Source organism: Enterococcus sp. DIV1089c (genome assembly GCF_050530965.1).
Classification (GTDB): domain Bacteria; phylum Bacillota; class Bacilli; order Lactobacillales; family Enterococcaceae; genus Enterococcus_B; species Enterococcus_B hirae.
Genome location: NZ_CP172888.1, coordinates 2,159,267 through 2,180,776, shown reverse-complemented (window position 1 = coordinate 2,180,776; position 21,510 = coordinate 2,159,267). Strand labels below are relative to the sequence as shown.

General features: G+C 37.2%; 18 protein-coding genes, 1 pseudogene and 2 riboswitches. Of the genes and pseudogenes, 13 read left to right on the top strand and 6 right to left on the bottom strand.

The features are described 5' to 3' along the window. Positions 1–12: 12 nt before the first annotated feature. Positions 13–381: pseudogene (locus tag IGL30_RS10300) on the bottom strand (recombinase family protein); the annotation flags it as partial. A gap of 133 nt (positions 382–514) precedes the next feature. Beyond that, positions 515–1,141: a helix-turn-helix domain-containing protein gene (locus IGL30_RS10295; RefSeq protein ID WP_010720777.1), complete on the bottom strand. Its 627-nt coding sequence runs from the start codon at positions 1,139–1,141 to the stop codon at positions 515–517. Positions 1,142–1,485: 344 nt separating this feature from the next. Beyond that, positions 1,486–1,619, top strand: a riboswitch (FMN riboswitch). 109 nt (positions 1,620–1,728) lie between these two features. On the opposite strand from IGL30_RS10295, the gene ribD reads away from it, so the two are divergent. The 4 genes from ribD to ribH are packed head-to-tail and all read left to right on the top strand — an operon-like array spanning position 1,729 to position 5,059. After that, entirely contained in the window at positions 1,729–2,802 is a 1,074-nt protein-coding gene (gene ribD / locus IGL30_RS10290) for a bifunctional diaminohydroxyphosphoribosylaminopyrimidine deaminase/5-amino-6-(5-phosphoribosylamino)uracil reductase RibD (protein WP_088745483.1), read from the top strand. Then, positions 2,787–3,407: a riboflavin synthase gene (gene ribE, locus IGL30_RS10285; protein WP_088745482.1), complete on the top strand. Its 621-nt coding sequence runs from the start codon at positions 2,787–2,789 to the stop codon at positions 3,405–3,407. The genes ribD and ribE overlap by 16 nt, the downstream gene beginning before the upstream one ends. Beyond that, positions 3,404–4,579 carry a GTP cyclohydrolase II gene (gene ribA / locus IGL30_RS10280; RefSeq protein WP_123875009.1) on the top strand — a complete coding sequence of 392 codons (1,176 nt, stop codon included), beginning with the start codon at positions 3,404–3,406 and terminating at the stop codon, positions 4,577–4,579. Before ribE ends, ribA begins: the two co-directional genes overlap by 4 nt. 18 nt (positions 4,580–4,597) lie before the next feature. Beyond that, on the top strand, positions 4,598–5,059 hold the full coding sequence (gene ribH / locus IGL30_RS10275) for a 6,7-dimethyl-8-ribityllumazine synthase (RefSeq protein WP_010720773.1): 462 nt from the start codon (positions 4,598–4,600) through the stop codon (positions 5,057–5,059). A gap of 179 nt (positions 5,060–5,238) precedes the next feature. Here the strand turns inward: ribH and IGL30_RS10270 are convergent, their stop codons facing one another. After that, positions 5,239–5,826: a hypothetical protein gene (locus IGL30_RS10270; protein ID WP_088745481.1), complete on the bottom strand. Its 588-nt coding sequence runs from the start codon at positions 5,824–5,826 to the stop codon at positions 5,239–5,241. A 172-nt stretch (positions 5,827–5,998) separates the two neighbouring features. Here IGL30_RS10270 and IGL30_RS10265 point away from each other — a divergent pair, with 172 nt between their 5' ends. From IGL30_RS10265 to IGL30_RS10240, 6 genes are all read left to right on the top strand, one after another. Then, positions 5,999–7,318: an APC family permease gene (locus IGL30_RS10265; protein WP_010720771.1), complete on the top strand. Its 1,320-nt coding sequence runs from the start codon at positions 5,999–6,001 to the stop codon at positions 7,316–7,318. A gap of 422 nt (positions 7,319–7,740) precedes the next feature. After that, positions 7,741–8,517 (top strand): TatD family hydrolase, encoded by a 777-nt coding sequence (locus IGL30_RS10260; protein WP_088745486.1) that lies wholly within the window; start codon positions 7,741–7,743, stop codon positions 8,515–8,517. Continuing rightward, positions 8,510–9,076 (top strand): ribonuclease M5, encoded by a 567-nt coding sequence (rnmV, locus tag IGL30_RS10255; protein ID WP_010720769.1) that lies wholly within the window; start codon positions 8,510–8,512, stop codon positions 9,074–9,076. The genes IGL30_RS10260 and rnmV overlap by 8 nt, the downstream gene beginning before the upstream one ends. Continuing rightward, complete coding sequence (rsmA, locus tag IGL30_RS10250) at positions 9,069–9,959, top strand: 16S rRNA (adenine(1518)-N(6)/adenine(1519)-N(6))-dimethyltransferase RsmA (RefSeq protein WP_088745479.1); 891 nt, start codon at positions 9,069–9,071, stop codon at positions 9,957–9,959. Before rnmV ends, rsmA begins: the two co-directional genes overlap by 8 nt. A gap of 329 nt (positions 9,960–10,288) precedes the next feature. Next, positions 10,289–10,753: a hypothetical protein gene (locus IGL30_RS10245; RefSeq protein WP_088745478.1), complete on the top strand. Its 465-nt coding sequence runs from the start codon at positions 10,289–10,291 to the stop codon at positions 10,751–10,753. 706 nt (positions 10,754–11,459) lie between these two features. Then, complete coding sequence (locus tag IGL30_RS10240; RefSeq protein ID WP_088745476.1) at positions 11,460–12,086, top strand: hypothetical protein; 627 nt, start codon at positions 11,460–11,462, stop codon at positions 12,084–12,086. Positions 12,087–12,257: 171 nt separating this feature from the next. Here the strand turns inward: IGL30_RS10240 and IGL30_RS10235 are convergent, their stop codons facing one another. After that, positions 12,258–13,367, bottom strand: a complete 1,110-nt coding sequence (locus IGL30_RS10235; RefSeq protein ID WP_010720765.1) for an ABC transporter ATP-binding protein — start codon at positions 13,365–13,367, stop codon at positions 12,258–12,260. A 173-nt stretch (positions 13,368–13,540) separates the two neighbouring features. On the opposite strand from IGL30_RS10235, the gene mgsA reads away from it, so the two are divergent. Together mgsA and IGL30_RS10225 are read left to right on the top strand one after the other, a co-directional pair. Beyond that, positions 13,541–13,966, top strand: a complete 426-nt coding sequence (mgsA, locus tag IGL30_RS10230) for a methylglyoxal synthase (RefSeq protein WP_088745475.1) — start codon at positions 13,541–13,543, stop codon at positions 13,964–13,966. Between the two features lie 155 nt (positions 13,967–14,121). After that, positions 14,122–14,220: riboswitch (THF riboswitch) on the top strand. Between the two features lie 37 nt (positions 14,221–14,257). Further along, positions 14,258–14,794, top strand: coding sequence for a folate family ECF transporter S component (locus tag IGL30_RS10225; protein WP_010720763.1), 537 nt, complete (start codon positions 14,258–14,260; stop codon positions 14,792–14,794). Positions 14,795–14,865: 71 nt separating this feature from the next. Here IGL30_RS10225 and IGL30_RS10220 read toward each other — a convergent pair whose 3' ends face one another. Further along, positions 14,866–16,629, bottom strand: coding sequence for an ABC transporter ATP-binding protein (locus tag IGL30_RS10220; protein ID WP_088745474.1), 1,764 nt, complete (start codon positions 16,627–16,629; stop codon positions 14,866–14,868). 1 nt (position 16,630) lies between these two features. Continuing rightward, the gene (locus IGL30_RS10215; protein ID WP_010720761.1) at positions 16,631–18,346 is read right to left on the bottom strand and encodes an ABC transporter ATP-binding protein; all 1,716 of its coding nucleotides are present in this window, start codon (positions 18,344–18,346) and stop codon (positions 16,631–16,633) included. A 374-nt stretch (positions 18,347–18,720) separates the two neighbouring features. On the opposite strand from IGL30_RS10215, the gene IGL30_RS10210 reads away from it, so the two are divergent. Beyond that, positions 18,721–21,489 (top strand): sigma 54-interacting transcriptional regulator, encoded by a 2,769-nt coding sequence (locus IGL30_RS10210; protein WP_088745473.1) that lies wholly within the window; start codon positions 18,721–18,723, stop codon positions 21,487–21,489. Positions 21,490–21,510 lie beyond the last annotated feature (21 nt).

The following is a 21,510-nucleotide window of genomic DNA, read 5'->3' as shown; positions in this document are numbered from 1 at the left end:
ATAACTTGCTAATTAGTGAAATCTTTTTTTCCTATAAGTAGTTTGTCTGGTTACATTGCATTCTTTAGCAATCGAAACACTTTTATAGAAATCCTCAACGATGCTTTTATAAACAAGGAGATAATGGGAGTCTTTTGTGTCTGCACTACAAAGTTTTGATCGTCCTTTGTAAAGTCTATTCGCCTTGGCAATTTTAATTCTCTGCGTCTAGCGTCGTTTAGATTCGATGCATTATTTTTCCGCAATCATGGCCAATATTTGAATGGTTAAATCTCTAGTGGATTTATCTAGAAGTGGATTATCAATGGATTCAGCCATGATTAGTAAACTGGATATAAGTTGTACATTTTTCTTCTTTAGGTAAATAATGGAATCAATGAGCGTTATTTTTCTTGTCGATAGTCATTCAAAAATGTCGTTTTGGACACACCGACATTTTTGAATGACTATTGACAGTATTTATCAAAATTAGGACTTATTAACTTGATTTTAAACTGACGAAATTAATAATAAATTAATTAGGAGAATAAGCGATATAAATATTTTTTAAGCGAGGGTATTCGATTAAATCGATAGTAAACACTCCATCGTATGGGATAAGTTTATTTGATTTCAAAGATTTATTTTTTGTTTTATAGAGGCTAACTGTCATTTCGTCAGCACCACTTTCTACATAATACCCAGCTTCATTTCCTGTGATATGTAAAATAATTTTTAATTGATGGTCTTCAAGAAAAACTTCCTTTATTTCATGTTTCTTTAAGGTGGAAATTTCAGAATTTTTTGGAAGAACATCCTTAACAAAAATTATCGTAGGTTTTTTTGGATATAAAAGAAAAATGATAGTCCCAATAGCCACTAATAGTAATCCAGCCAAAATAACAGAGATCTTTTTTATCTTTTTTTTCTTTGTTAAATCATTATCCACGGCTTCCATTATTTTTTGATCTTCATTCAAAAGATAATCAAGAGATACACCTAAAACATTAGATATATCAATAATTGTTTGAATATCGGGATAATTTCTACCAATTTCCCAATTTGAAATCGCTGAACGACTTACATTTAACTGTTCAGCCAAATCCGCTTGGGTCAAATTCATTTTCTTCCTTTCTTGTTTTAACAGTTTTCCAAATTCCATAAAAACCTCCTATATTTCTTTTTCCTTTTTAATTATATTTAAACATAAAAAGAGGTACAATTAGTCAGAAATTGTGGAATATGACCATTATCATGATGTCACAGATTGTGACTTCATACAATCGAGATAACCAAGTTTTTGTAAACGATTTCAAAAGACGGAAAATAACAAAGCTGATATTTATGTAAAATGAATCAATTTTTAGGAGACTATTTTATAAATATGTAATACTTGTTCTAATCATATGATTAGCATTAAATAAACGAGGACGTCCATACGCCATTTTCTCTCTATTTTTTAGGTTGACACAATTAAGTTTTAAGAATATACTCTAAACGAATTGAATATTTCTTCGGGGCAGGGTGTAATTCCCGACCGACGGTGACGAGTTTACTCGAAGTCCGTGACCCACATTTTTGTGGTTGAGCCAGTGAGAATCTGGCACCGACAGTTAAAGTCTGGATGGGAGAAGAAAAATCGACTGAAGATCGGTTTTATTTGTATTAAAATCGATTATATTTAGGTTTATTTAGTTATGCCCTGTGAATAATTTCGCAGGGCTTTTTTTGTTGAAAGGGGGAATTTATATGCACCAGTCTTTCATGATGGCTGCGATTGAAGAGGCAAGAAAAGGAAAGGGAAATACCTTTACCAATCCATTAGTTGGAGCAGCGATTGTAAAAGAAGGAAAGCTACTCTCACTAGGTGCCCATTTACAATATGGCGAGTCCCACGCTGAAGTAAATGCTATTCAAAATTGTGATTCCCCCGAAGAACTGTTTAATTCAACTCTATATGTTACCTTAGAACCTTGTAACCACCAAGGGAAACAGCCGCCTTGTACGCAAGCCGTTATTCAGTCTGGTATCTCAACGGTAGTCATAGGTCAGCTTGACCCAAATCCTTTAGTAGCAGGAAAAGGGAAAGAATTTCTACAAAAGCATGGAATCAAAGTAATTGTAGGTGTGGAAGAAGAGAAATGTAGAGCACTGAACCCTTTTTATAACCATTTTTTTGAAAGAGATCGTCCCTATATCACATTAAAACAAGCTATTACACTAGATGGAAAGATTTCTTTAAAAGAAGGTTCTCGGTACTCAATAACAGGTACAGAGGCAATCTCAAGAGTACGGAAAGAGCGAGGAGAATATCAAGGAATCGTAGTGGGAAGCGAAACCGTTCTAGTTGATAACCCTCTTTTGTTGCCTGATGTCGTAACTAACTTTCCGCCAGTGCGCATTGTTTTGGATCGTAGAGGGCGGATTCTTAAAAATCCTAGACTTAATCTTTTTCAAATGACAACAAATCCAGTCTGGATATTTACGGAAAACCCTAAGCTAAAGGAACTGTTTCCCCATGTAACTATTTTTTATACGCCTAAGTTTTCTTTTACCTTCTTTATTGAGACCATGAAAAAAAGAGGTGTTCAGTCGCTGTATATAGAAGGGGGAGCGAAAATTCATGATGCTTTTTTAGCAGAAAATCTCTGGGATGAAGTCATCAGTTATATTGCGCCCAAACTTTTTGGTGGAAAAGGTCCGATGTCCTTTCATAGTGATCGTTTAGTTTCTAAAGAGCAACAATTAGAATTTTTAGAAGTTGAACAGCTTGGAAAAGACATTCGAGTTAGGGGGAAACGAAAGCAATGTTCACAGGATTAATCGCCGAGCAAGGAAAAGTCAAAGAAATTAGACGAAACCAACAAATGATCCAACTCACTTTCCAAGCTTCAAACAGTATACTAAGTGACTACAAAATTGGAGATAGCATGGCAGTCAATGGCGTGTGTTTAACTGCTATTGAGGTTTCAAGCACATTTTTTAAAGCTGAAATAATGCCTGAAACTTTTAAACGGACTACTTTCTCCACCGTAAAAGTTGGAGAGAGGGTAAATCTAGAACGAGCAGTTTTGATGACACAACGCTTTGAAGGGCATTTTATTTCGGGACATATTGATACTGTTACAAAATTGATTAAGAAAATAGAGAATCAAAACGCATTAATTTTGACGTTTGCTTATCCAACCAAATATGCAGGTGAAATCATTCCGCAAGGATCAATTGCAATTAATGGAGTAAGTTTAACGGTTACGGAAACAACAACAGCAAGCTTTTCTGTTAGCCTGATTCCACATTCTAAATCCTTAACAAATCTGGGGAATTTAGGTGTAGGACATCTTGTGAATATAGAAACGGATATCGTTGGGAAATATGTAAAGGCACAGAGAAATAAATTTGAGATGTACAAGGAGAAGGACTTATTATGAGGAATATTACTGAAGCAATAAAGACCTTGAAAAAGGGCGGATTAATCATTGTAGCTGATGATGAAGATAGAGAATCAGAAGGAGATCTGGTTGGTTTAGCCGAATATGTGACACCTGAGGCAGTAAATTTCATGACCAAATTTGGTCGAGGATTAATCTGTGTGCCGATTTCTAATGACATTGCGCAACGCTTATCTTTAGGAGAAATGACAACTCATAATACTGATGCGTTTGGTACAGCTTTTACGATTAGTGTGGATCATAAACATACGAAGACTGGTATTTCAGTATTTGATCGAGCTACTTCCATTAAAGCATTGGCTGATCCTCATTCGAAAACAAGTGATTTTCTTAGACCAGGACATATTTTTCCTTTGATTAGTGTAGATGGTGGAACGCTTATACGTCGAGGACACACCGAAGCTGCAATTGATTTAGCCAAATTAGCTAATAGTGTAGAGGCTGCTTATATTTGTGAGATTCTGAAAGAAGATGGAACGATGGCAAGAATGAAAGATCTGACCCGTTTATCTGAAGAATGGCAATTACCCTTAATTACGATTGATGAGTTGGTAAATTATTTAGAAGAAAATAGTCATATAACCGTAAATTTACCAACAGATTATGGTGATTTCAAATTGACTATTTATGAAGACGAAGAAAAACGGGAGCATCTATTGTTAACAAAGGGAGATATTCAAAATAGTCAGTTTCCTACATTAGTCCGAGTTCATTCGGAATGTCTAACTGGTGATGTCTTCGGGTCTCAGCGTTGCGATTGTGGGGAACAGTTACATGAAGCGATGAGAATGATCGAGGAAGAGGGGACTGGAGCTATTCTTTATCTTCGTCAAGAAGGTCGCGGAATCGGATTGAGGAATAAGTTAAAAGCGTATCAATTGCAGGAAAAAGGATTGGATACTTATGAAGCAAATACTGAATTGGGATTTGCTCCGGATGAACGGGATTATCACTTTGCAGCAGAAATTTTAAAATCAATTGGTGTAACGTCCATTCGTTTACTTACAAACAATCCCGATAAAGTAATAGAGTTACAACAAGATGGAATTACGATTGTCGATAGGGTACCAATTGAAACCGTTCCGAAAAAGGAAAACCAAGCCTATTTAAAAACAAAAAAAGATAAGTTTCACCATTACTTATCAGTATAAAAATAAAGGAGCAAGAAAATGACAATTTTTGAAGGAAATTATTCTCCAAAGGATCTTCGAATCGGAATTGTAGTCGCGCGTTTTAATGAATTTATCAATCAAAAATTATTACAAGGAGCTTTGGATAATTTAAAAAGGCACGGTGTGAAAGAAGAACAAATTGATATTTATTGGGTACCAGGAGCTTTTGAAATTCCTTTTATTACCAAAAAGCTCAGCAAAAAGGACAGTTACGATGGGTTGATTACGTTGGGGACAGTTATCAGAGGTGCAACTACTCATTATGAATTGGTTTCCAATGAGGTAGCCAAAGGAGTCGCACATATTAACCTGGAGTCCAATATTCCAGTGATGTTCGGGGTATTAACCACGGAATCCATTGAACAAGCAATTGAACGAGCAGGGACGAAAGCAGGGAATAAAGGCAGTGAAGCTGCGCAAGGGTTAATTGAGATGATTTCTCTTTCACAACAAATTTAAGAATTCCTATTTTTTAGAGTATGATGAGTTTACTGTGTAAATAGCATTCTTCAGTTTACTAAATGTAACAAACGTAAATATTAATCTTAGTATGTTTTGCTTGAAATAGATACATTAAAGCGACCACCTAAAGTTAGACCAAAAAATCTAACTTTAGGTGGTCGCTATACAAATTGACACTATTTTTTTGAGGGGATTTTTTTGAATCGCTCTTTTAAACGAGTTGGTAACAAGAAACTTAAAAGAGTAAAAGGTATCGATACAATGTACCAAAAAATCGTTCGGCCAATCCCATAGCGTTGGTAAAGTTTTTGCAACATCAAATGGAGTAGCACTAACCCAGCGAATAAACTGCTATAAAGGAACCAAGGATTATCGAGATGTGAGAGCGTTCTTAACGACATGATCGTTGCAGGGTAAAAATAAAAGAAACCAGCAACTAAAGTGACTCGCCAATTTTTGGTGAAAGTACTGAGATTCAATAGAAAGAAAAGCGCAGATAAAATGATACCTAGAGGAGGAAAAAGGCTGATTAAAAAAGCATAAATGGCTCCCCATAGAATCATTCCGGGACCTTTGATCAGTGCAACTAGCAGAATCAAGCTAAACAACAAAAGCAACTGTTGAGTGAAAGTAGCAAGAATAAATGTCCCGAACAAAATCAGCGTGAACCAATGCCAAAGTGATTGTTGTTGTGATTTTCTGGAAATGGCAAAATGATCCTTTAGGAAAGATGCCAGTTTTGGGTAAGAACGATTAAATTCCATAATTGGTCCTCCTTTATCTAACCTACATTAATTATAAGTGAGGAGAATGGAGGATTCATAGGTCTAAGGTGGTATCTTTCAATAAATTTACTGAAAAAAATGATGGTAAAACAAAATATTCTCCGTTATACTGAAAATTATATTAAAAACTGCGGGGAAAAGGGGAATGTGAATGAAAGGCAAGTTAAAACGAGAGATCAACTTATTTGGCGCATTAGCAACTGTTATGGGAACTGTAATTGGGGCAGGAGTTTTCTTTAAAACAGCGGCTGTTACGGCAAGTACACAATCGACTAGTTTGACCTTATTGGCATGGCTATTAGGAGGATTTTTAACGATCTGTGCTGGTCTAACGGTAGCTGAGTTGGCAACTGCGATCCCAGAAACGGGTGGTGCAGTCAAATATATTGAAGCCGCTTATGGAAAATTACCGAGCTTTTTACTGGGTTGGTCCCAAAGCTTGATTTATTTTCCAGCGAATATTGCGGCGCTTTCGATTATTTTTGCGACACAAATGACGAACTTATTACAAATATCTACGGATTATCTTCTATTAATTGCGATTATTACTGCTATTTCTGTTACTGGTTTGAATTTACTAGGAACAAAAGTGGGTACGACTGTCCAGTCTGCGACACTGATTATCAAATTGATTCCATTAGCTGTCATCGTTATTTGGGGACTGTTGACACCAGGTAGTGGAACGATCCAACTATTCCCATTCGAAGCAGGGAAAGATGTGTCTTTTGCAGAAGGCTTGAGTAGTGCTTTGTTAGCGACTTTATTCGCTTATGATGGCTGGCTTGGTGTCGGTGCAATGGCGGGGGAAATGAAACGTCCCGAAAAAGATTTACCTAAAGCAATTATTTTAGGGTTAAGTTTTGTAACAGTGGTTTACTTATTGATCAACTTTGTTTTCTTAAAAACTCTGCCAATTGATCAGATTGCAGGTAACCTTAATGCAGCATCTGATGCATCAGCGGTTATTTTTGGAAATATCGGTGGAAAGATCGTGACGATCGGTATCTTGATTTCTGTTTATGGGGCACTGAATGGGTACACGTTGACCGGCATTCGTATTCCTTATGCGATGGCTTTGGAAGGTGAGTTACCTTTTAGTAAACAGTTAACGAAATTATCAAAAAAATTCACTGTGCCATATGTTCCAGCACTTTTTCAATTAGTGATTGCGTGCATTATGATGAGTTTAGGTTCATTCGACTTTTTAACTGATATGCTAATTTTTGTTATGTGGCTGTTTAGCTTATTGATATTTATCGGTGTATTTGTTTTAAGAAAAAAACAACCAGACTTACCAAGACCATACAAAGTACCTTTGTATCCCGTGATTCCATTGATTGCAATCTTTGGCGCTGTCTTTATTTTAGGGATGACTTTATTTACTCAAACAGCTTTGGCAATGATCGGGATCGTTGTCACATTACTAGGTATCCCAGTGTATTATTACAAGAAAAAACAAGACGAGCGTTAATTTAATAGTCATGTAAAAGGGACTGGGACAAAAGTTGTCTCAGTCTCTTCTAGTCTCTCTAAAAACGGATAAACGGTGTTCAAAGAGCTGACCTTCGGCGATAAGTCAAAAAATCTCAAAACATGGGGAGCTGTTTCGAGATTTCCATCCTTAACGCTCAGGTCAAAACACTCTTTTCACGACCTCTTGTTCACGGTGAGACAAAAGTAGCATCTTCGGAAATAAGCCGAAATTTACCAAAAATTTGAGAAGCAATTTTCGGAAATTCCTTCTTATTTCTTGATGATGAACACTTTTGCCTCAACCTCTTTTATTTACAACTAGAAGTTTGCATTTCAATAAATTTGACCTGATTTTTGTCTTTCCTACTTCTGCCATAGCCACTTATATGCTAAAGTAATGAAGAAAAGGAGCGATAAAAAATGATATTTGATTCTCATACCCATTTGAATGCGGAACAATTTAATGATGATATTCCTGAAACTATTGAACGGGCCAAAGAGTTGGGCGTGACAAAAATGGCGGTAGTAGGTTTCGATACCCCAACGATCGAAAAATCATTACAGCTTAGTCACGATTATTCAAACATATATAGTATTATTGGTTGGCATCCTACTGAAGCAGGAAGTTATACTAAAGACATTGAGAAAAAATTACAAGAGCAATTAACGATGCCGAAAGTGGTAGCGTTAGGTGAAATCGGCTTAGATTATTACTGGATGGAAGATCCGAAAGCAGTGCAAGCTGAAGTTTTTCGTAGACAAATTGCGATTGCGAAAGAAATGAATCTGCCGATCAGTATCCATACCAGAGAAGCGTTAGCAGATACTTATCAAATTTTAAAAGAAGAAGATATTCGTGATATTGGTGGAATCATGCACAGTTTTAGTGGCGATTTTGAATGGGCCAAACGATTTCTTGATTTAGGAATGCACATTTCATTTAGTGGGGTCGTGACTTTCAAAAAAGCGCAAGATGTTCAAGAAGCAGCCACTCATGTTCCACTCGATCGATTGCTAGTAGAAACGGATGCGCCTTACTTAGCTCCAGTACCTTATCGTGGGAAACGAAACGAGCCAGGTTATACCCGTTATACAGTTGAAAAAATTGCCGAATTACGTAATCTTCCGGTAGAAGAAGTGGCGCTCCAAACTTGGAAAAATGCTCATCGTCTATTTAGGATCGCTGAAAATGACTAAATTAAAAATCCAAGAAATTGTAGTCGTTGAGGGAAAAGACGATACTAGAAGACTCCAAGAAGTAGTCGACGTCGACACGATCGAAACGATTGGTTCAGCGATCAATGATGAAATACTCATGCAGATTGAACATGCGCAGGAAACACGTGGTGTAATCATCTTTACTGATCCTGATTTTTCGGGTGAGAAAATCCGCAAGACGATCATGGAAGTCGTTCCTCAGGCAAAACATGCTTTCTTACCTCGTCAGCAAGCACGTCCCAAAAAACAAGGAAGTCTTGGCGTTGAACATGCTAGTGACGAGGCCATCTTAGAAGCATTAAAAAAAGTAATCACCCCATCTTTTGAGGAAGACGAAACGGAAATTACTAGACAAGTGTTGATTTCTCATGGTTTAATAGCGGGAGCACAAGCAAAAGAAAAACGTGAAAAATTAGGGGACGAATTAAGAATTGGTTATACCAATGGGAAACAACTGGAGAAGCGTTTGAAAATGTTTCGAATCACACCAGAGGAATTTGCCCAAGCAATGAAAAAAGTGGAGGAACAACATGAGTGAACAGCGTGATATTGCGACACCTTCTAGAACAAAAGAAATCTTATTGAAACATGGATTTTCATTTAAAAAAAGTTTAGGTCAAAATTTTTTGACTGAGCCAAATATCTTAAGAAAAATCGTGGAAACTGGCGAAATCGATCAACAAACAAATGTCATCGAAGTTGGTCCAGGTATTGGAGCGTTGACGGAACAACTAGCACGTAATGCCAATCAAGTCGTTGCCTTTGAAATCGATGATCGCTTGATTCCTGTGTTAAAAGATACGTTAGCTCCTTATCCTAATGTGACTGTTGTTCATCAAGATATTTTAAAAACTAATTTAGATCAGGCAGCAACAACCTATTTTGAACAAGCTTTACCGATCAAAGTTGTTGCAAATTTACCTTATTATATTACGACACCGATCATGATGCATTTCTTAGAATCAGATCTGCAAGTAGAAGAAATGGTTGTGATGATGCAAAAAGAAGTTGCTGATCGTATTTCTGCTAAGCCTGGTACAAAAGCATATGGCTCATTATCAATCGCTGTACAGTATTATATGGAAGCATCTGTTGCTTTCATCGTACCTAAGACTGTTTTTGTTCCACAACCGAATGTCGATTCAGCTATCTTGAAACTAACCAGAAGAAAGCAACCAGCTGTAGCGGTTACGGATGAAAAGGCATTTTTCCGATTGACAAAAGCAGCGTTTCAGCAACGAAGAAAAACATTATGGAATAACTTACAATCTTCATATGGCAAAGATGAAGCAACGAAAGCTTGGTTAACGACTAGTTTAGAAAAAGCTAACATCGATCCTAAACGTCGTGGAGAAACCCTCTCATTAGCCGAATTTGCTGCATTAAGTAATGCAATGGAAGAGATGAGCGAGAAAAACTAAGTTCTAATCTAATTCAATAAAGAAAGCAAAACGCCTAAAAGTCTAGCATACTAGCTTTTAGGTGTTTTGTTTATCTAAGTCCAATAAAAATGAGTTGGCTGGTCACCACTAATTGAAAAATAAGTAAATGACTACTGTAACCCAATTCCTGTAATCTCAGTTTAAGATCATAATCGTTCATGTATTTAAGAATGGCTAACGGTTTAGACCGAAAAATAGTTTCTTATGAAAATAAATTTTTTTAGAATAAAACGATACTATAATCATAAATGAACACGATGAATTTTTAGAACTTATTTTGATTACTAAGGAGAAAGAAGGGTGAGTTAATGAACAAAATGAACCAATCGATTGTTTTGGGGTTAACATTGATTACCGTTGGCGGATCAATTGCCCCTGTTACCAATGTATTTGCTTCAGAAAAAGCTACGAACTTTACCGCCACAAACGAATTTGATAAATACTACAACGATTTATCAAATGAAAAGAAAGCAGAATTTGAACGATTAGTATCCGGTGCTCACTTATCCCAAGTGGAGCAATTACAAATATTAAAAGAAAAATACGAGTCCGATAGACAACTAACTCCTCGCTGGAAAATTGCCGTCATTAAAAAGATAGCCAAATGGTTAGTAGCTAAAACAGGTGAAAAAACGGTAAGTGATGTTACTAATTACTTATTCGAATGGCAAGATAATTTAGAACAAGGTGCAGAAAATTGGTTAGTGAATCATGGGTGGAATAGAACCGCAGCTCATTGGACTGTTAAGACTGCTAGCTTCATTTTCTTATAGGATGAGTGTAAGAAAATGAAAGGAACAAAGAGACTGGTTTTTTGGGGACTGACACTATTTTTTTGTGTATCTAATTTCATTAGATTATTTATTCATGATGATTTTGGAAAAACAGTAAGAGTTTATTTCAGGGATGTTCCTGCCTATCTAAAAGTAATTTTTTTTATCGTGTTCATACTGTTGTTTTGGTGGAGCTATCCTTATAAAAAAGAAAAAAATTTTTTTGATTGAAGTAAAACAACCAAAAATAAACCTGTCATAAACTTCAGTGAGGGTGGACGAGTTTATTTTTGTATTAAAATCAGCAACCATTAAAATGGACTATACTTCAAGAGGGTGAGCCCAGTGTATCTCGTTGTTTTAGTGTGTATACCTTAGGGTAGGGAATTAGAATGATACTGGGGCTAAATAGGGTTCCAGGAAATATTGTTGTTGACATGTACATAGGGCGTACTTCTTTTTTGTATTTATCTTTCATCTATATAGACAAAAATTGAAGGAGATGATGTAGCTAGCAGAGACTGTAGTTTAAAACATATTTCTTGTATAAGCTTCATTCAAAATTTACTTTATCTGGTGTCGGATAATTGAATACATGAAAAAGGCTCATTCAACATTTTTCTGATTGATGTGTCTTGACACATTTTGTTGTTAAAGTTAAAATAAGACATCATAAAGGTGTCAAGACACATTAGGAGAGAAAAAAATGAAAAAAAAATCAGTACGATCCCTGACTATTTCTGCCTTGTTGATAGCTATGGGGGTTATTATTCCAATGGTTATGCCAAAAATCATGATTCCACCTGCTTCTTTTACTTTGGCTTCTCATGTACCCATATTTATTGCGATGTTTTTTTCACCAGGAATTGCGATTACCGTTGCTTTGGGTACAACATTTGGCTTCTTTTTGACCACACCAGTAATTATTGCGCTGCGTGCATTATCTCATTTGATTTTTGCAGTGATTGGTTCTTGGTATTTGCAAAAGAAACCAGAAATCGTTTTAAAAAATGGCCAATTTACTTTAGCCAACTGGAGCTTCCAAAGTTTCAATTTTGTGATAGGTATCATTCATTCGATTGCGGAAATGTTAGTGGTTAGTGTCTTTTTCTTTGTAGGGAACATGCCAGAAACTTATTATTCTGAAGGCTATTTTTATACAGTCTTTATCCTAATGGGGATTGGTGGGTTGATCCATAGTTTAGTCGATTACAATATTGCTTATTTTGTAGCCGGAACATTGAGCAAATACTTTGATATTCCAGTTTTCACTAAAGCTAAGCAAGTAAGTCAGAAGACACCTTCAACGAAATCAATCAAGAAAATGGCTTGAAAAAAGTACCATTATCAATCAGTTTTTCCTCTTTAACTAGAGATAACTCCTTTAAAATGAATAAGCCGAAAGTGCTGTGTATGAACACAGCACTTTCGGCTTATTTGTTATAGTTCTAGCTTTTGGCATAGTTTCTGCTAAAATTTACATCAAAAGCTGATTTTTTAATTTTTATGGCAATCCGATCACTTCTTCAGTTGATTTGTCAAAGAAATGTCCTTTGCTGATATTGAATGCTAAGTCGACCATTTCCCCTGGTTTATGGAAGTCACGTGCATCGACTTTTGAAATAAATTCAGTTGTACCTGTTCGGGTATAAAGCATGGTTTCTGCACCTAACAATTCTGATACAACAACTTCTGAATGAACAACTGCTTCGGGTTGTGCTTCTAACACCACTTGTTCACTGTGGATATCTTCAGGGCGAATACCAAAAACAACTTCTTTCCCTTCATAGCCTTTTTCAACTAAGACTTTGTTTTTTCCTTCAGGGATTTTTAATTTTAAACCATGACCGTCACTGATTACTCCATTGTTTAAAGTAACGTTGAAGAAGTTCATTGCGGGTGAACCGATAAAGCCTGCGACGAACATATTGACTGGTGTGTCATACACTTCTTTTGGCGTACCGATCTGTTGGATAAAGCCATCTTTCATGATAACGATACGATCTGCCATCGTCATTGCTTCTGTTTGGTCGTGGGTTACATAGATGGTTGTTGTTTCTAAACGTTGATGGAGTTTGGCGATCTCAGCACGCATCGCTACCCGTAATTTTGCATCTAAGTTTGATAATGGTTCATCCATCAAGAAAACTTTTGCGTCACGAACGATGGCACGTCCTAAAGCAACCCGTTGACGTTGGCCACCTGAGAGAGCAGCAGGTTTACGTTTCAAATATTCAGTAAGCCCTAAAATCTCAGCAGCATTTTCTACCCGTTTTTTGATGTCTGCTTTGTCATACTTTCTCAACTTCAACCCAAAAGCCATATTGTCAAATACAGTCATGTGTGGGTATAACGCATAGTTCTGGAATACCATAGCGATATCACGATCTTTTGGTGCTACATCGTTCATCACTTTACCGCCGATGCTTAATTCTCCTTCCGAGATATCTTCTAGCCCAGCAATCATTCTTAATGTAGTTGATTTTCCACAACCAGAAGGTCCAACAAAGACAATAAATTCACGATCATCGATTGCTAAGTTAAAATCCGTTACGGAATAATTTTCTGCGTTGTCATATTGTTTGTATACATGTTTCAGTGCCATTTCTACCATGATTCATTCCACGCTTTCTGTTTAGTTTTAATGTTGAATTAAGTATAAATGAAAGCGTTATCTATGCTCAATGGCAACTTGAACAAGAATTGATTGTCTTTTTGGGCAATATGCTACACCTTGAGGTAGAATAGAGTAGGAACAAGATGTTGAGAGAGGAAAGGATGATCAATATGAAAATTGCTTTAATTGCTCATGACCGCAAAAAGCCCTTGATGATCAAGTTGACAACCGCCTATAAGGCAATCCTGGAAAAACATGAATTATTCGCAACCGGGACAACAGGTGGTAAAATCACCGAAGCAACTGGCTTAAAAGTCCATCGCTTTAAATCCGGTCCTTTAGGTGGTGACCAACAAATTGGTGCAATGATCTCAGAAGATCAATTAGACCTCGTGATTTTTCTGCGAGATCCGTTGGCTGCACAGCCTCATGAACCGGATGTGACTGCACTAATCCGCTTATCGGATGTTTACGAAATTCCTTTAGCAACTAATATTGGAACAGCAGAAGTACTGTTGCGAGGACTAGAAGTTGGCTTTCTGGATTTCCGTACTGTAGTTCATGAGTTAGAAAATCGACCGTTGTCTCTGGAATAAAATTCGTTATTTGCTATTGATCGTCCATTTATGTTCGTTGAATGTGTGATTTTTCACGAACATGAATTACTTTTTATTCGGGAATGTATGTTTTTTTATTTACAGTCGTGTGTGATCTATGCTATAGTTTTGCTGGGAATGACTTCCCAAAAATAAACAGAGTAGAAAATAAAGCGTTAAGTGCTGAGAGGATGGGATGTTGCCTCTTTGACGAAGGACAAGTTGTTCGCGGTTTTATTTTCGCATTCGCTGCATGTAGGATGTAGCAGCTCTTAAAGGAGATGCTAAGAAATGAAGAAAAATCGGTTAGACGCACGCATGATCGCTATCATGGGATTGTTGATTGCTTTGATGGTCACTTTATCCCGTTTGGTATCGATCGAAACCCCTTTTGTGAAGATCAGTGTCACATTTATTCCACAAATGATCATGGGGATTTTATTTGGCCCGTTTTGGTCTGGAATTGGGGGTGTATTAGCTGACTTAGTAGGAATGGCGTTATTTTCAAAAACAGCTTTCTTTATTGGCTTTACTTTGAATGCCTTTATCGAAGGAGCAATTTATGGTTTCTTTTTTTACCGAAAAGAGATTACTTGGAAAAATTCGCTATTAGCTACACTTTCGGTCACGCTGATCATTAATTTGCTATTGACTCCTTTGTGGCTAGCGATGATGTATCATGTTCCATTATTTAGTTGGATCGTCTGGGCACCAAGGTTATTAAAAACAGTCGTTTGGATTCCTATTCAAACCATTGCGATGTATTACGTCGGACGTAGTATTCCATACAAAAAGATTTTAAGAAGTATGACTCTTCACGCAAAATAGTCAACTCAGAAACCAAAGAAGCAACCTTCCCATCCCAGAAGGTTGCTTCTTTGGTTTGTCTAATTACAGGATTACTGTTTAGTAAACTGCGCTTGATATAGTTGATGGTAGTACCCGTCTTTTTGTAGTAATTCATCGTGGGTACCCATCTCAACGATGGCGCCTTGCTCCATGACTAAGATTTGATCGGCATTTTTGATTGTCGATAAACGGTGGGCAATCACAAAGCTCGTTTTGCCTTCCATCATTGTTAAAAAGGCATCTTGAATTTTCTTTTCCGTCAAAGTATCGACTGAACTAGTTGCTTCATCTAGGATCAACATAGGAGGGTTGCTGATCATTGTACGGGCGATCGTTAACAATTGTCTTTGTCCGTCAGAGATTTTCAGACCTTGTCCGCCGATTTTTGTTGCTAACTTTTCAGGCAAGCGTTCCACAAATTCATACATATACGAAGCTTTGAGTGCTTGATTGATTTCTTCATCACTAGCATCTGGATTGCCATACTGTAGATTTTCTTTTAACGTACTGTCAAAGAGCCAAGTATCTTGTAAAACCATTCCAAAGCTTTTTCGCAAGCTATCTCTTTGGATATCTCGAATATCATACCCGTCGATCGTAATGGTTCCACCTGTCGCATCATAAAAACGCATCAACAGGTTAACTAACGTGGATTTACCAGCACCAGTCTTACCTACAATCGCAATCGTTTGCCCTGGTTTAGCAACGAAACTGAAATTTTCGATCAATCGTTGACTTGGTTCATAAGAAAAGGATACATGATTGAACGCTACTTCACCTTTGATTGTTGCTGGATTCAACGCATAAGCATTAGGTTCATCTGGCGTTTCTTCGGGTTGATCGATGAGTTCAAAGGCACGTTCTAATCCAGAAAAAGCGGTTTGGATCTGTGTCGTGATTCCAGAAAGTTCAATAAACGGTTTAGAAAACTGACTAGAATAGATCGTGAAACTAGAGATCACACCGACTGTAATGGCTGAGCCACTTCTTAATGCTAGTAAACCACCAACTAATCCAATCGAAAGATAAGCCAAGTGATCCACAAAACGAGAAGACGGATTCGTCAAAGAAGAAGAAAATTGGGCACGTTGTCCTTTTTGATAAAGATCAGTGTTCAATGCTTGGAATTGTCGTTGATTCATTTCTTCTTGTTGAAAGGCTTTGACGATTTTTTGATTCCCGATCCGTTCGGTAACAAAGCCAGAGATATTCCCGATAATCTTTTGTTGATTGTCAAAGTCGTTTTGTGATGCACGGGCAACGATCCAACTCACAAGAAAAATGATCGGTGTGGAGCAAATCACGACGAGTGTCAATAACGGGCTAAGGCGTAACATAAATATAAAAGACAAGACGATGATAGCCACGCCAGCAAACATTTGGTTAAAAGCCGCAGAGATCGCAATGGAAATATTATCCATATCGTTGGTAAAACGACTAACGATATTCCCGTGTGAATTTTGATCATAGTAACGAAGCGGTAATTTATTCAAACGTGCAAAGGCATCTTTTCTTAATTTTGCTACGGAAAGATAAGCCAAGCGATTACTTAAGACTTGGATCAGCCATTGACTGATCACGTTGATCAATACGATCCCGCCAAATAATAATAAGAGGTGGAACAATTGAGCAAATCGAACTTGACCTGCGCCGATCATTTGGTCAATACTTTGACCAATCTGTAAAGTCATTACCACAGTAGCGATCCCGTTGATGATCCCTAAAAGGATCGCAAACCAGATATCTTTTGAATAGGCTGTAAGGTAAGGAACGAATCGTTTAAGGGTTTTCCAGGATAATTTTTTTGTTTTCATCTTATTCTTCCTCCTGTGATGCGACGATTTCGCGATACTCAACGGAATCCTTCAATAAATCTTCATGTTTCCCTTGCGCAACGATCTTTCCTTGATCCATCACGAGGATCTTATGTGCTTCTTGAATCGAGCGGATTCGTTGAGAAATAATAATGACTGTCGTATCTAGTGAGGTTTGTAATGCTTTTCTTAAGTTAAGATCGGTTTGATAATCTAACGCGCTTAAAGAATCATCTAAAATCAATAATTCAGGTTTGGCAATTAACGCACGTGCAATCGTTAGCCGTTGTTTTTGACCGCCAGAAAAGTTTTTTCCGTTTTCCATTACTTTTGTTTCTAATCCTTTAGGAAGTTGTCGAACAAAATCTTCTGCTTGAGCAATTCTAAGAGCTTCCCAACATTCTTCATCTGTGGCATCTTCTTTTCCCCATTGAAGGTTTTCACGGATAGTTCCAGTGAATAAAACAGCGGTTTGAGGAACTTGTGAGATTTGGCTTCTTAAAGGATCAAGTTTCCATGAGCGAACATCCACGTCATCAAAAGCAACGGAACCTGCGTTGACGTCATAGAAACGTGGAATCAATTGAGTTAAAGTTGTTTTTCCGCTACCGGTTGGTCCAATGATCCCCAAAACCGTGTTTCGTTTCAAAGCAAAAGTAATGTCTTGTAAAGATAATCCTGATTTTTCAGTATAACGAAAGTCGACATGTTCAAATTGAACGATGTTTTCGGATTGGAAATTCGGTGTCAAGGCATCTTCTGCATCTGTCAGTGTGGTGTCAGTTTCTAGGACTTCTTTGACCCGATTACCTGAAGCTTCGGCCCGGGTAAAGATAACGACCAAGTTAGAAACGACGATCAATGCCAGTAACATTTGATTCATGTAATTGATCAACGCAAGGACTTGACCTTGTTGCAAATGTCCGATATTGACTTTGATCCCACCAACAGTCAACAAACAAATAATACCGATATTCATGATCAATGTGGTAGCCGGTGATAAGAGAGCTGAGATGTTTGAAACACGTAAATAGTTTTTAGCTAATTCATCGGTGTCCTCATCAAAAGTATCAATTTCTGTTTTTGTGCGGGAGAATGCTCGAATTACACGAACACCGCTTAGATTTTGACTAACCGTTTCATTTAAACGATCCAGTTTTTCTTGGACTTTTTGGTACAGTGGAATTGTTTTTTTGATGATAAAGTATAAAATGATTGAAAAAATCGGTAGGATAGCTAAGAAAAACAAGCCGATTTCCCAGTCAATCACAAAGGCCATGACGACTGAACCGATACTTAGAAATGGCGCACGGATCAATAAACGGATTACCATGGCTAATGCTAATTGGAGTTGGTTGATGTCGTTCGTCATTCGAGTGATCAATGTATCTGTACCAAAATGATTTAATTCACTATGTGAAAAGGAATTGATTTTCTTGATTAGTTGATTTCTAAGCTCAGTACCAAATCCTTGTGAAGCTATTGAAGCATAATATTGACAAATGATCGCACAAATCAATCCAACAACTGACATCACGACCATCCAGATCCCCATTTGGATGATCACACCACGATCATTCATCTTTAGACCGTTATCAATCAATGAGGCCATCAATAATGGCAAAATCAATTCAAAGACAGCTTCTAAGAATTTAAAAACGGGACCCAGAATGATTTGTTTACGGTAATCTTTTGCATAACGCAATAACTGAATCATATGATTCCTCCTAAAATATATTTACCATTAGCTAAGAAAAAGCCAAATAAATTTTCTCGAATTTCTTTCTTAGCTACTTAAACGGTAGGCACGGATTTAAGAGAAAGGGGAGTCAGTTGCAAGAAATTTCTGTCTATTTTACATTGATGACCCTTTGTCTTAAACGAGTATTTTCCTATATATAAGTAGGTACTCTCACATTGTATCTTATGAAATTTAGAATGAAAAGTGAATAAGCCTTTTCATAAATGAAACTTTGAAGTGAATTAGCAAAAAAAGTCATTGACGAATCTCGTTTGTTTCTCCTTCTTTTTAGATAAAAATAGCTATTGACAAAATGAATGCGTTTCCTATGATGGAGAAGAGGTGAGAGAATGTTAAAAGAAGAAATCCAAGATTATTTAGAAAATCAAACGGCATTTATCGATTTAGCACAATTAAGTGATGTTTTTACAGCGAAATATTTAGCAGCATACTTTAAAGTGAAACGTAATACGGTCAGTCATTATCTTAATCAATTAAATGAAGCTGGTATTTTGGTTAAGATCAATTCTCGTCCGGTCTATTACTTTCATAAAATGGCTTTTGAACAGCAATTTTTTGCTTTAAGTAAAACGTATTATGCCTCAACTGAAGAAATAAGGGCTGAACAGCCTATTTTTTCAAGAAGTAAAGATCTGTTTTCTTTAGTGATCGGTCACGAAGCAAGCCTGAAAGAAAGCATTGAACAAATCAAAACAGCTCTTTTTTATCCAGATGGTGGGCTACCTGTGTTATTAACTGGAGAAAGTGGTACAGGGAAAAGCTTCTTAGTCAATATCGTTTATCAATACTGTTTAGAACATGATCTCTTACCAGAAAATGCGCCTTTCGTGACGTTGAATTGTGCCCAATATGCCGACAATCCAGAATTGTTGACGAGTAATTTATTTGGACATGTCAGTGGAGCATACACCGGTGCGACACAAGATAAAGTTGGCGCTTTTGAGGCAGCCGATGGGGGATTATTATTTTTAGATGAAGTTCATCGACTTAGCCCTGAAGGACAAGAAAAATTGTTTACGTATCTGGATCAAGGGATTATTTATCGAATGGGAGAAACGAATCAGGGGAAAAAAGTCGATGTTCGGCTCTTCTTTGCTACGACTGAAGAAGTCACCAAACATTTTCTGCCCACTTTTATGCGTCGGATTCCTTTTAAGATTGATCTGCCTTCTTTACGTGCTCGTGGAAAAGAAGAACGATTGGAGCTGATTTATTCTTTTTTCTTAAATGAACAAAGAAAAATCGAGCGACCAATGAAAGTGAGTGGTCAAGTGCTGTCATTATTGACGAACCAAAGTTTTTCGGGAAACATCGGCGAATTGAAAAATAGCGTAAAAGTAGCTGTAGCCAAAGCATTCGCTGAACAAAAAGAGGAAGAGAGCCTATCGATCAAACTCCAACATTTACAAAGATATCTTTTGAAGGTTCCCCATCAAGATAGCCCAGCCCAATCAGCTGTGTGGATCACTGAGAAAAAAGAATTAGCTCATTTGGTTGAAAAAAGACAACCAGAACAGGAGCGAATGATCCGCTGCTTTGAACAACTATTATTGACCTTTAAGAAAAATGGCGCAACAGTAAGTAACTGTGAGGAAAAATTAAAAGAAGAAGTCGTTTATTTATTTGATTTTTTGCTCTTTGAAACGAGTCGCCAAGAAAAACATGAACTACTAGTCTACTGGTTGCACTCCATTCGAGAAACGCTAAAACAAATGGAAAGTGCCTATCAGATCAAGTTTGATGGTAACAGCGTCTATGCGCTAAGTTATTATCTCTATCAAAGAAGCACAGTAAAGTGGTTACCAGAAGATGGGGAAATCGAACAATTGATCAAGGAACTAGACCGCCAGTTAGAACTAATGTATCCAGCAAACTATCACTACGCCCATCGGATCTTGGAATTGACACAAGCCAAGTTAGATTTAGAAGTTACTTTATTAGATCATATTTTATTAACGATCTATTTGAGACGGACGAAATGGACAAAAGAACAAAGTGTGCCTAAAGCAATCATTGCTGCTCATGGTTATGCTACCGCTAGTAGTATGGCGAACGTCGCTAATCGACTGTTGGGAAATGATCTGTTTGAATCCTTTGATATGCCCTTAGATGTGACTCCCCAACAAATTGCGGATGAAATGATCGATTACAGTAATCGTCATGATATCTCTAATGGACTGATCATTTTAGTTGATATGGGCTCGCTAAAAGAAATCCATCAACTATTCAAAGATCAGGTCTTTGCCCCAATCGTTATTTTGAATAATGTGACAACACCATTAGTTATCAGTATTGGAGAAAAAATGCAAAAAATGACTGATCTGGAAGAAATCGTCAAGGAAGCGGTGGCCTCCTTGGAAGCAGAGTGGACGATCATTTACCCTCAAAAAAATAAACAAAAAGCATTACTGATCACTTGCATGACGGGGATCGGAACGGCTGTCCATATGAGTGAACTACTTGAAAAAAGTTTACCAGCAAACAGCGCACTTAAAATCATCCCTTATGAATACCAAGTATTAACACAAAGAAAATTAACGGAATCGGTTTTTTCGATGTACGATGTGATTGGCATCATTGGGACAACGAATCCTCAAATCGACACGATGCCATATCTTTCGTTAGAGTCATTGATTTCAGGAGAGAAAATGGATGAACTTGTTCAATGGCTGGCTCCTATTTTTTCATTGAAAGAACAAGCTAACTTTGATCAGCAATTTGTCCGAAATTTTTCATTAGAAAAAGTACTGGAGTCGGTGACGATCCTTGATACAGAAAAAGTGATGACAGAAATCGAGCTGTTTATGCGTGAATTGGAGATGCGTTTTGATAAGAACATCACGACGCCACAAAAGATCGCCCTTTTTGTCCATGTCAGTTGTTTGATCGAGCGATTGATCCGGCAGATCCCGATTGAAAGTTACCATGGTCAAGAACAGTTGTTACAGTGTCAAAAAGAAACCTTGGATCGAATCAAAGAAGCATTTAGTGTCATCGAAGAACATTATAGTGTCACGATCCCACCATCAGAAGTCGCTTATATTTATGATATTCTCGAAAATGTAGAGGATAAAATAGGCTCAGAAGAAGAATTTTAATCGTAAGCAAGATACCGCCAC

Bases quoted from the DNA above. Each gene is read 5' to 3' on its own strand.
- IGL30_RS10260 (WP_088745486.1), top strand. From the start codon at position 7,741: ATGATATTTGATTCTCATACCCATTTGAATGCGGAACAATTTAATGAT.
- IGL30_RS10270 (WP_088745481.1), bottom strand. From the start codon at position 5,826: ATGGAATTTAATCGTTCTTACCCAAAACTGGCATCTTTCCTAAAGGAT.
- IGL30_RS10240 (WP_088745476.1), top strand. From the start codon at position 11,460: ATGAAAAAAAAATCAGTACGATCCCTGACTATTTCTGCCTTGTTGATA.
- IGL30_RS10245 (WP_088745478.1), top strand. From the start codon at position 10,289: ATGAACAAAATGAACCAATCGATTGTTTTGGGGTTAACATTGATTACC.
- rsmA (WP_088745479.1), top strand. From the start codon at position 9,069: ATGAGTGAACAGCGTGATATTGCGACACCTTCTAGAACAAAAGAAATC.
- IGL30_RS10225 (WP_010720763.1), top strand. From the start codon at position 14,258: ATGAAGAAAAATCGGTTAGACGCACGCATGATCGCTATCATGGGATTG.
- rnmV (WP_010720769.1), top strand. From the start codon at position 8,510: ATGACTAAATTAAAAATCCAAGAAATTGTAGTCGTTGAGGGAAAAGAC.
- IGL30_RS10295 (WP_010720777.1), bottom strand. From the start codon at position 1,141: ATGGAATTTGGAAAACTGTTAAAACAAGAAAGGAAGAAAATGAATTTG.
- IGL30_RS10235 (WP_010720765.1), bottom strand. From the start codon at position 13,367: ATGGTAGAAATGGCACTGAAACATGTATACAAACAATATGACAACGCA.
- ribD (WP_088745483.1), top strand. From the start codon at position 1,729: ATGCACCAGTCTTTCATGATGGCTGCGATTGAAGAGGCAAGAAAAGGA.
- mgsA (WP_088745475.1), top strand. From the start codon at position 13,541: ATGAAAATTGCTTTAATTGCTCATGACCGCAAAAAGCCCTTGATGATC.
- IGL30_RS10265 (WP_010720771.1), top strand. From the start codon at position 5,999: ATGAAAGGCAAGTTAAAACGAGAGATCAACTTATTTGGCGCATTAGCA.
- IGL30_RS10210 (WP_088745473.1), top strand. From the start codon at position 18,721: ATGTTAAAAGAAGAAATCCAAGATTATTTAGAAAATCAAACGGCATTT.
- IGL30_RS10215 (WP_010720761.1), bottom strand. From the start codon at position 18,346: ATGATTCAGTTATTGCGTTATGCAAAAGATTACCGTAAACAAATCATT.
- IGL30_RS10220 (WP_088745474.1), bottom strand. From the start codon at position 16,629: ATGAAAACAAAAAAATTATCCTGGAAAACCCTTAAACGATTCGTTCCT.
- ribA (WP_123875009.1), top strand. From the start codon at position 3,404: ATGAGGAATATTACTGAAGCAATAAAGACCTTGAAAAAGGGCGGATTA.
- ribE (WP_088745482.1), top strand. From the start codon at position 2,787: ATGTTCACAGGATTAATCGCCGAGCAAGGAAAAGTCAAAGAAATTAGA.
- ribH (WP_010720773.1), top strand. From the start codon at position 4,598: ATGACAATTTTTGAAGGAAATTATTCTCCAAAGGATCTTCGAATCGGA.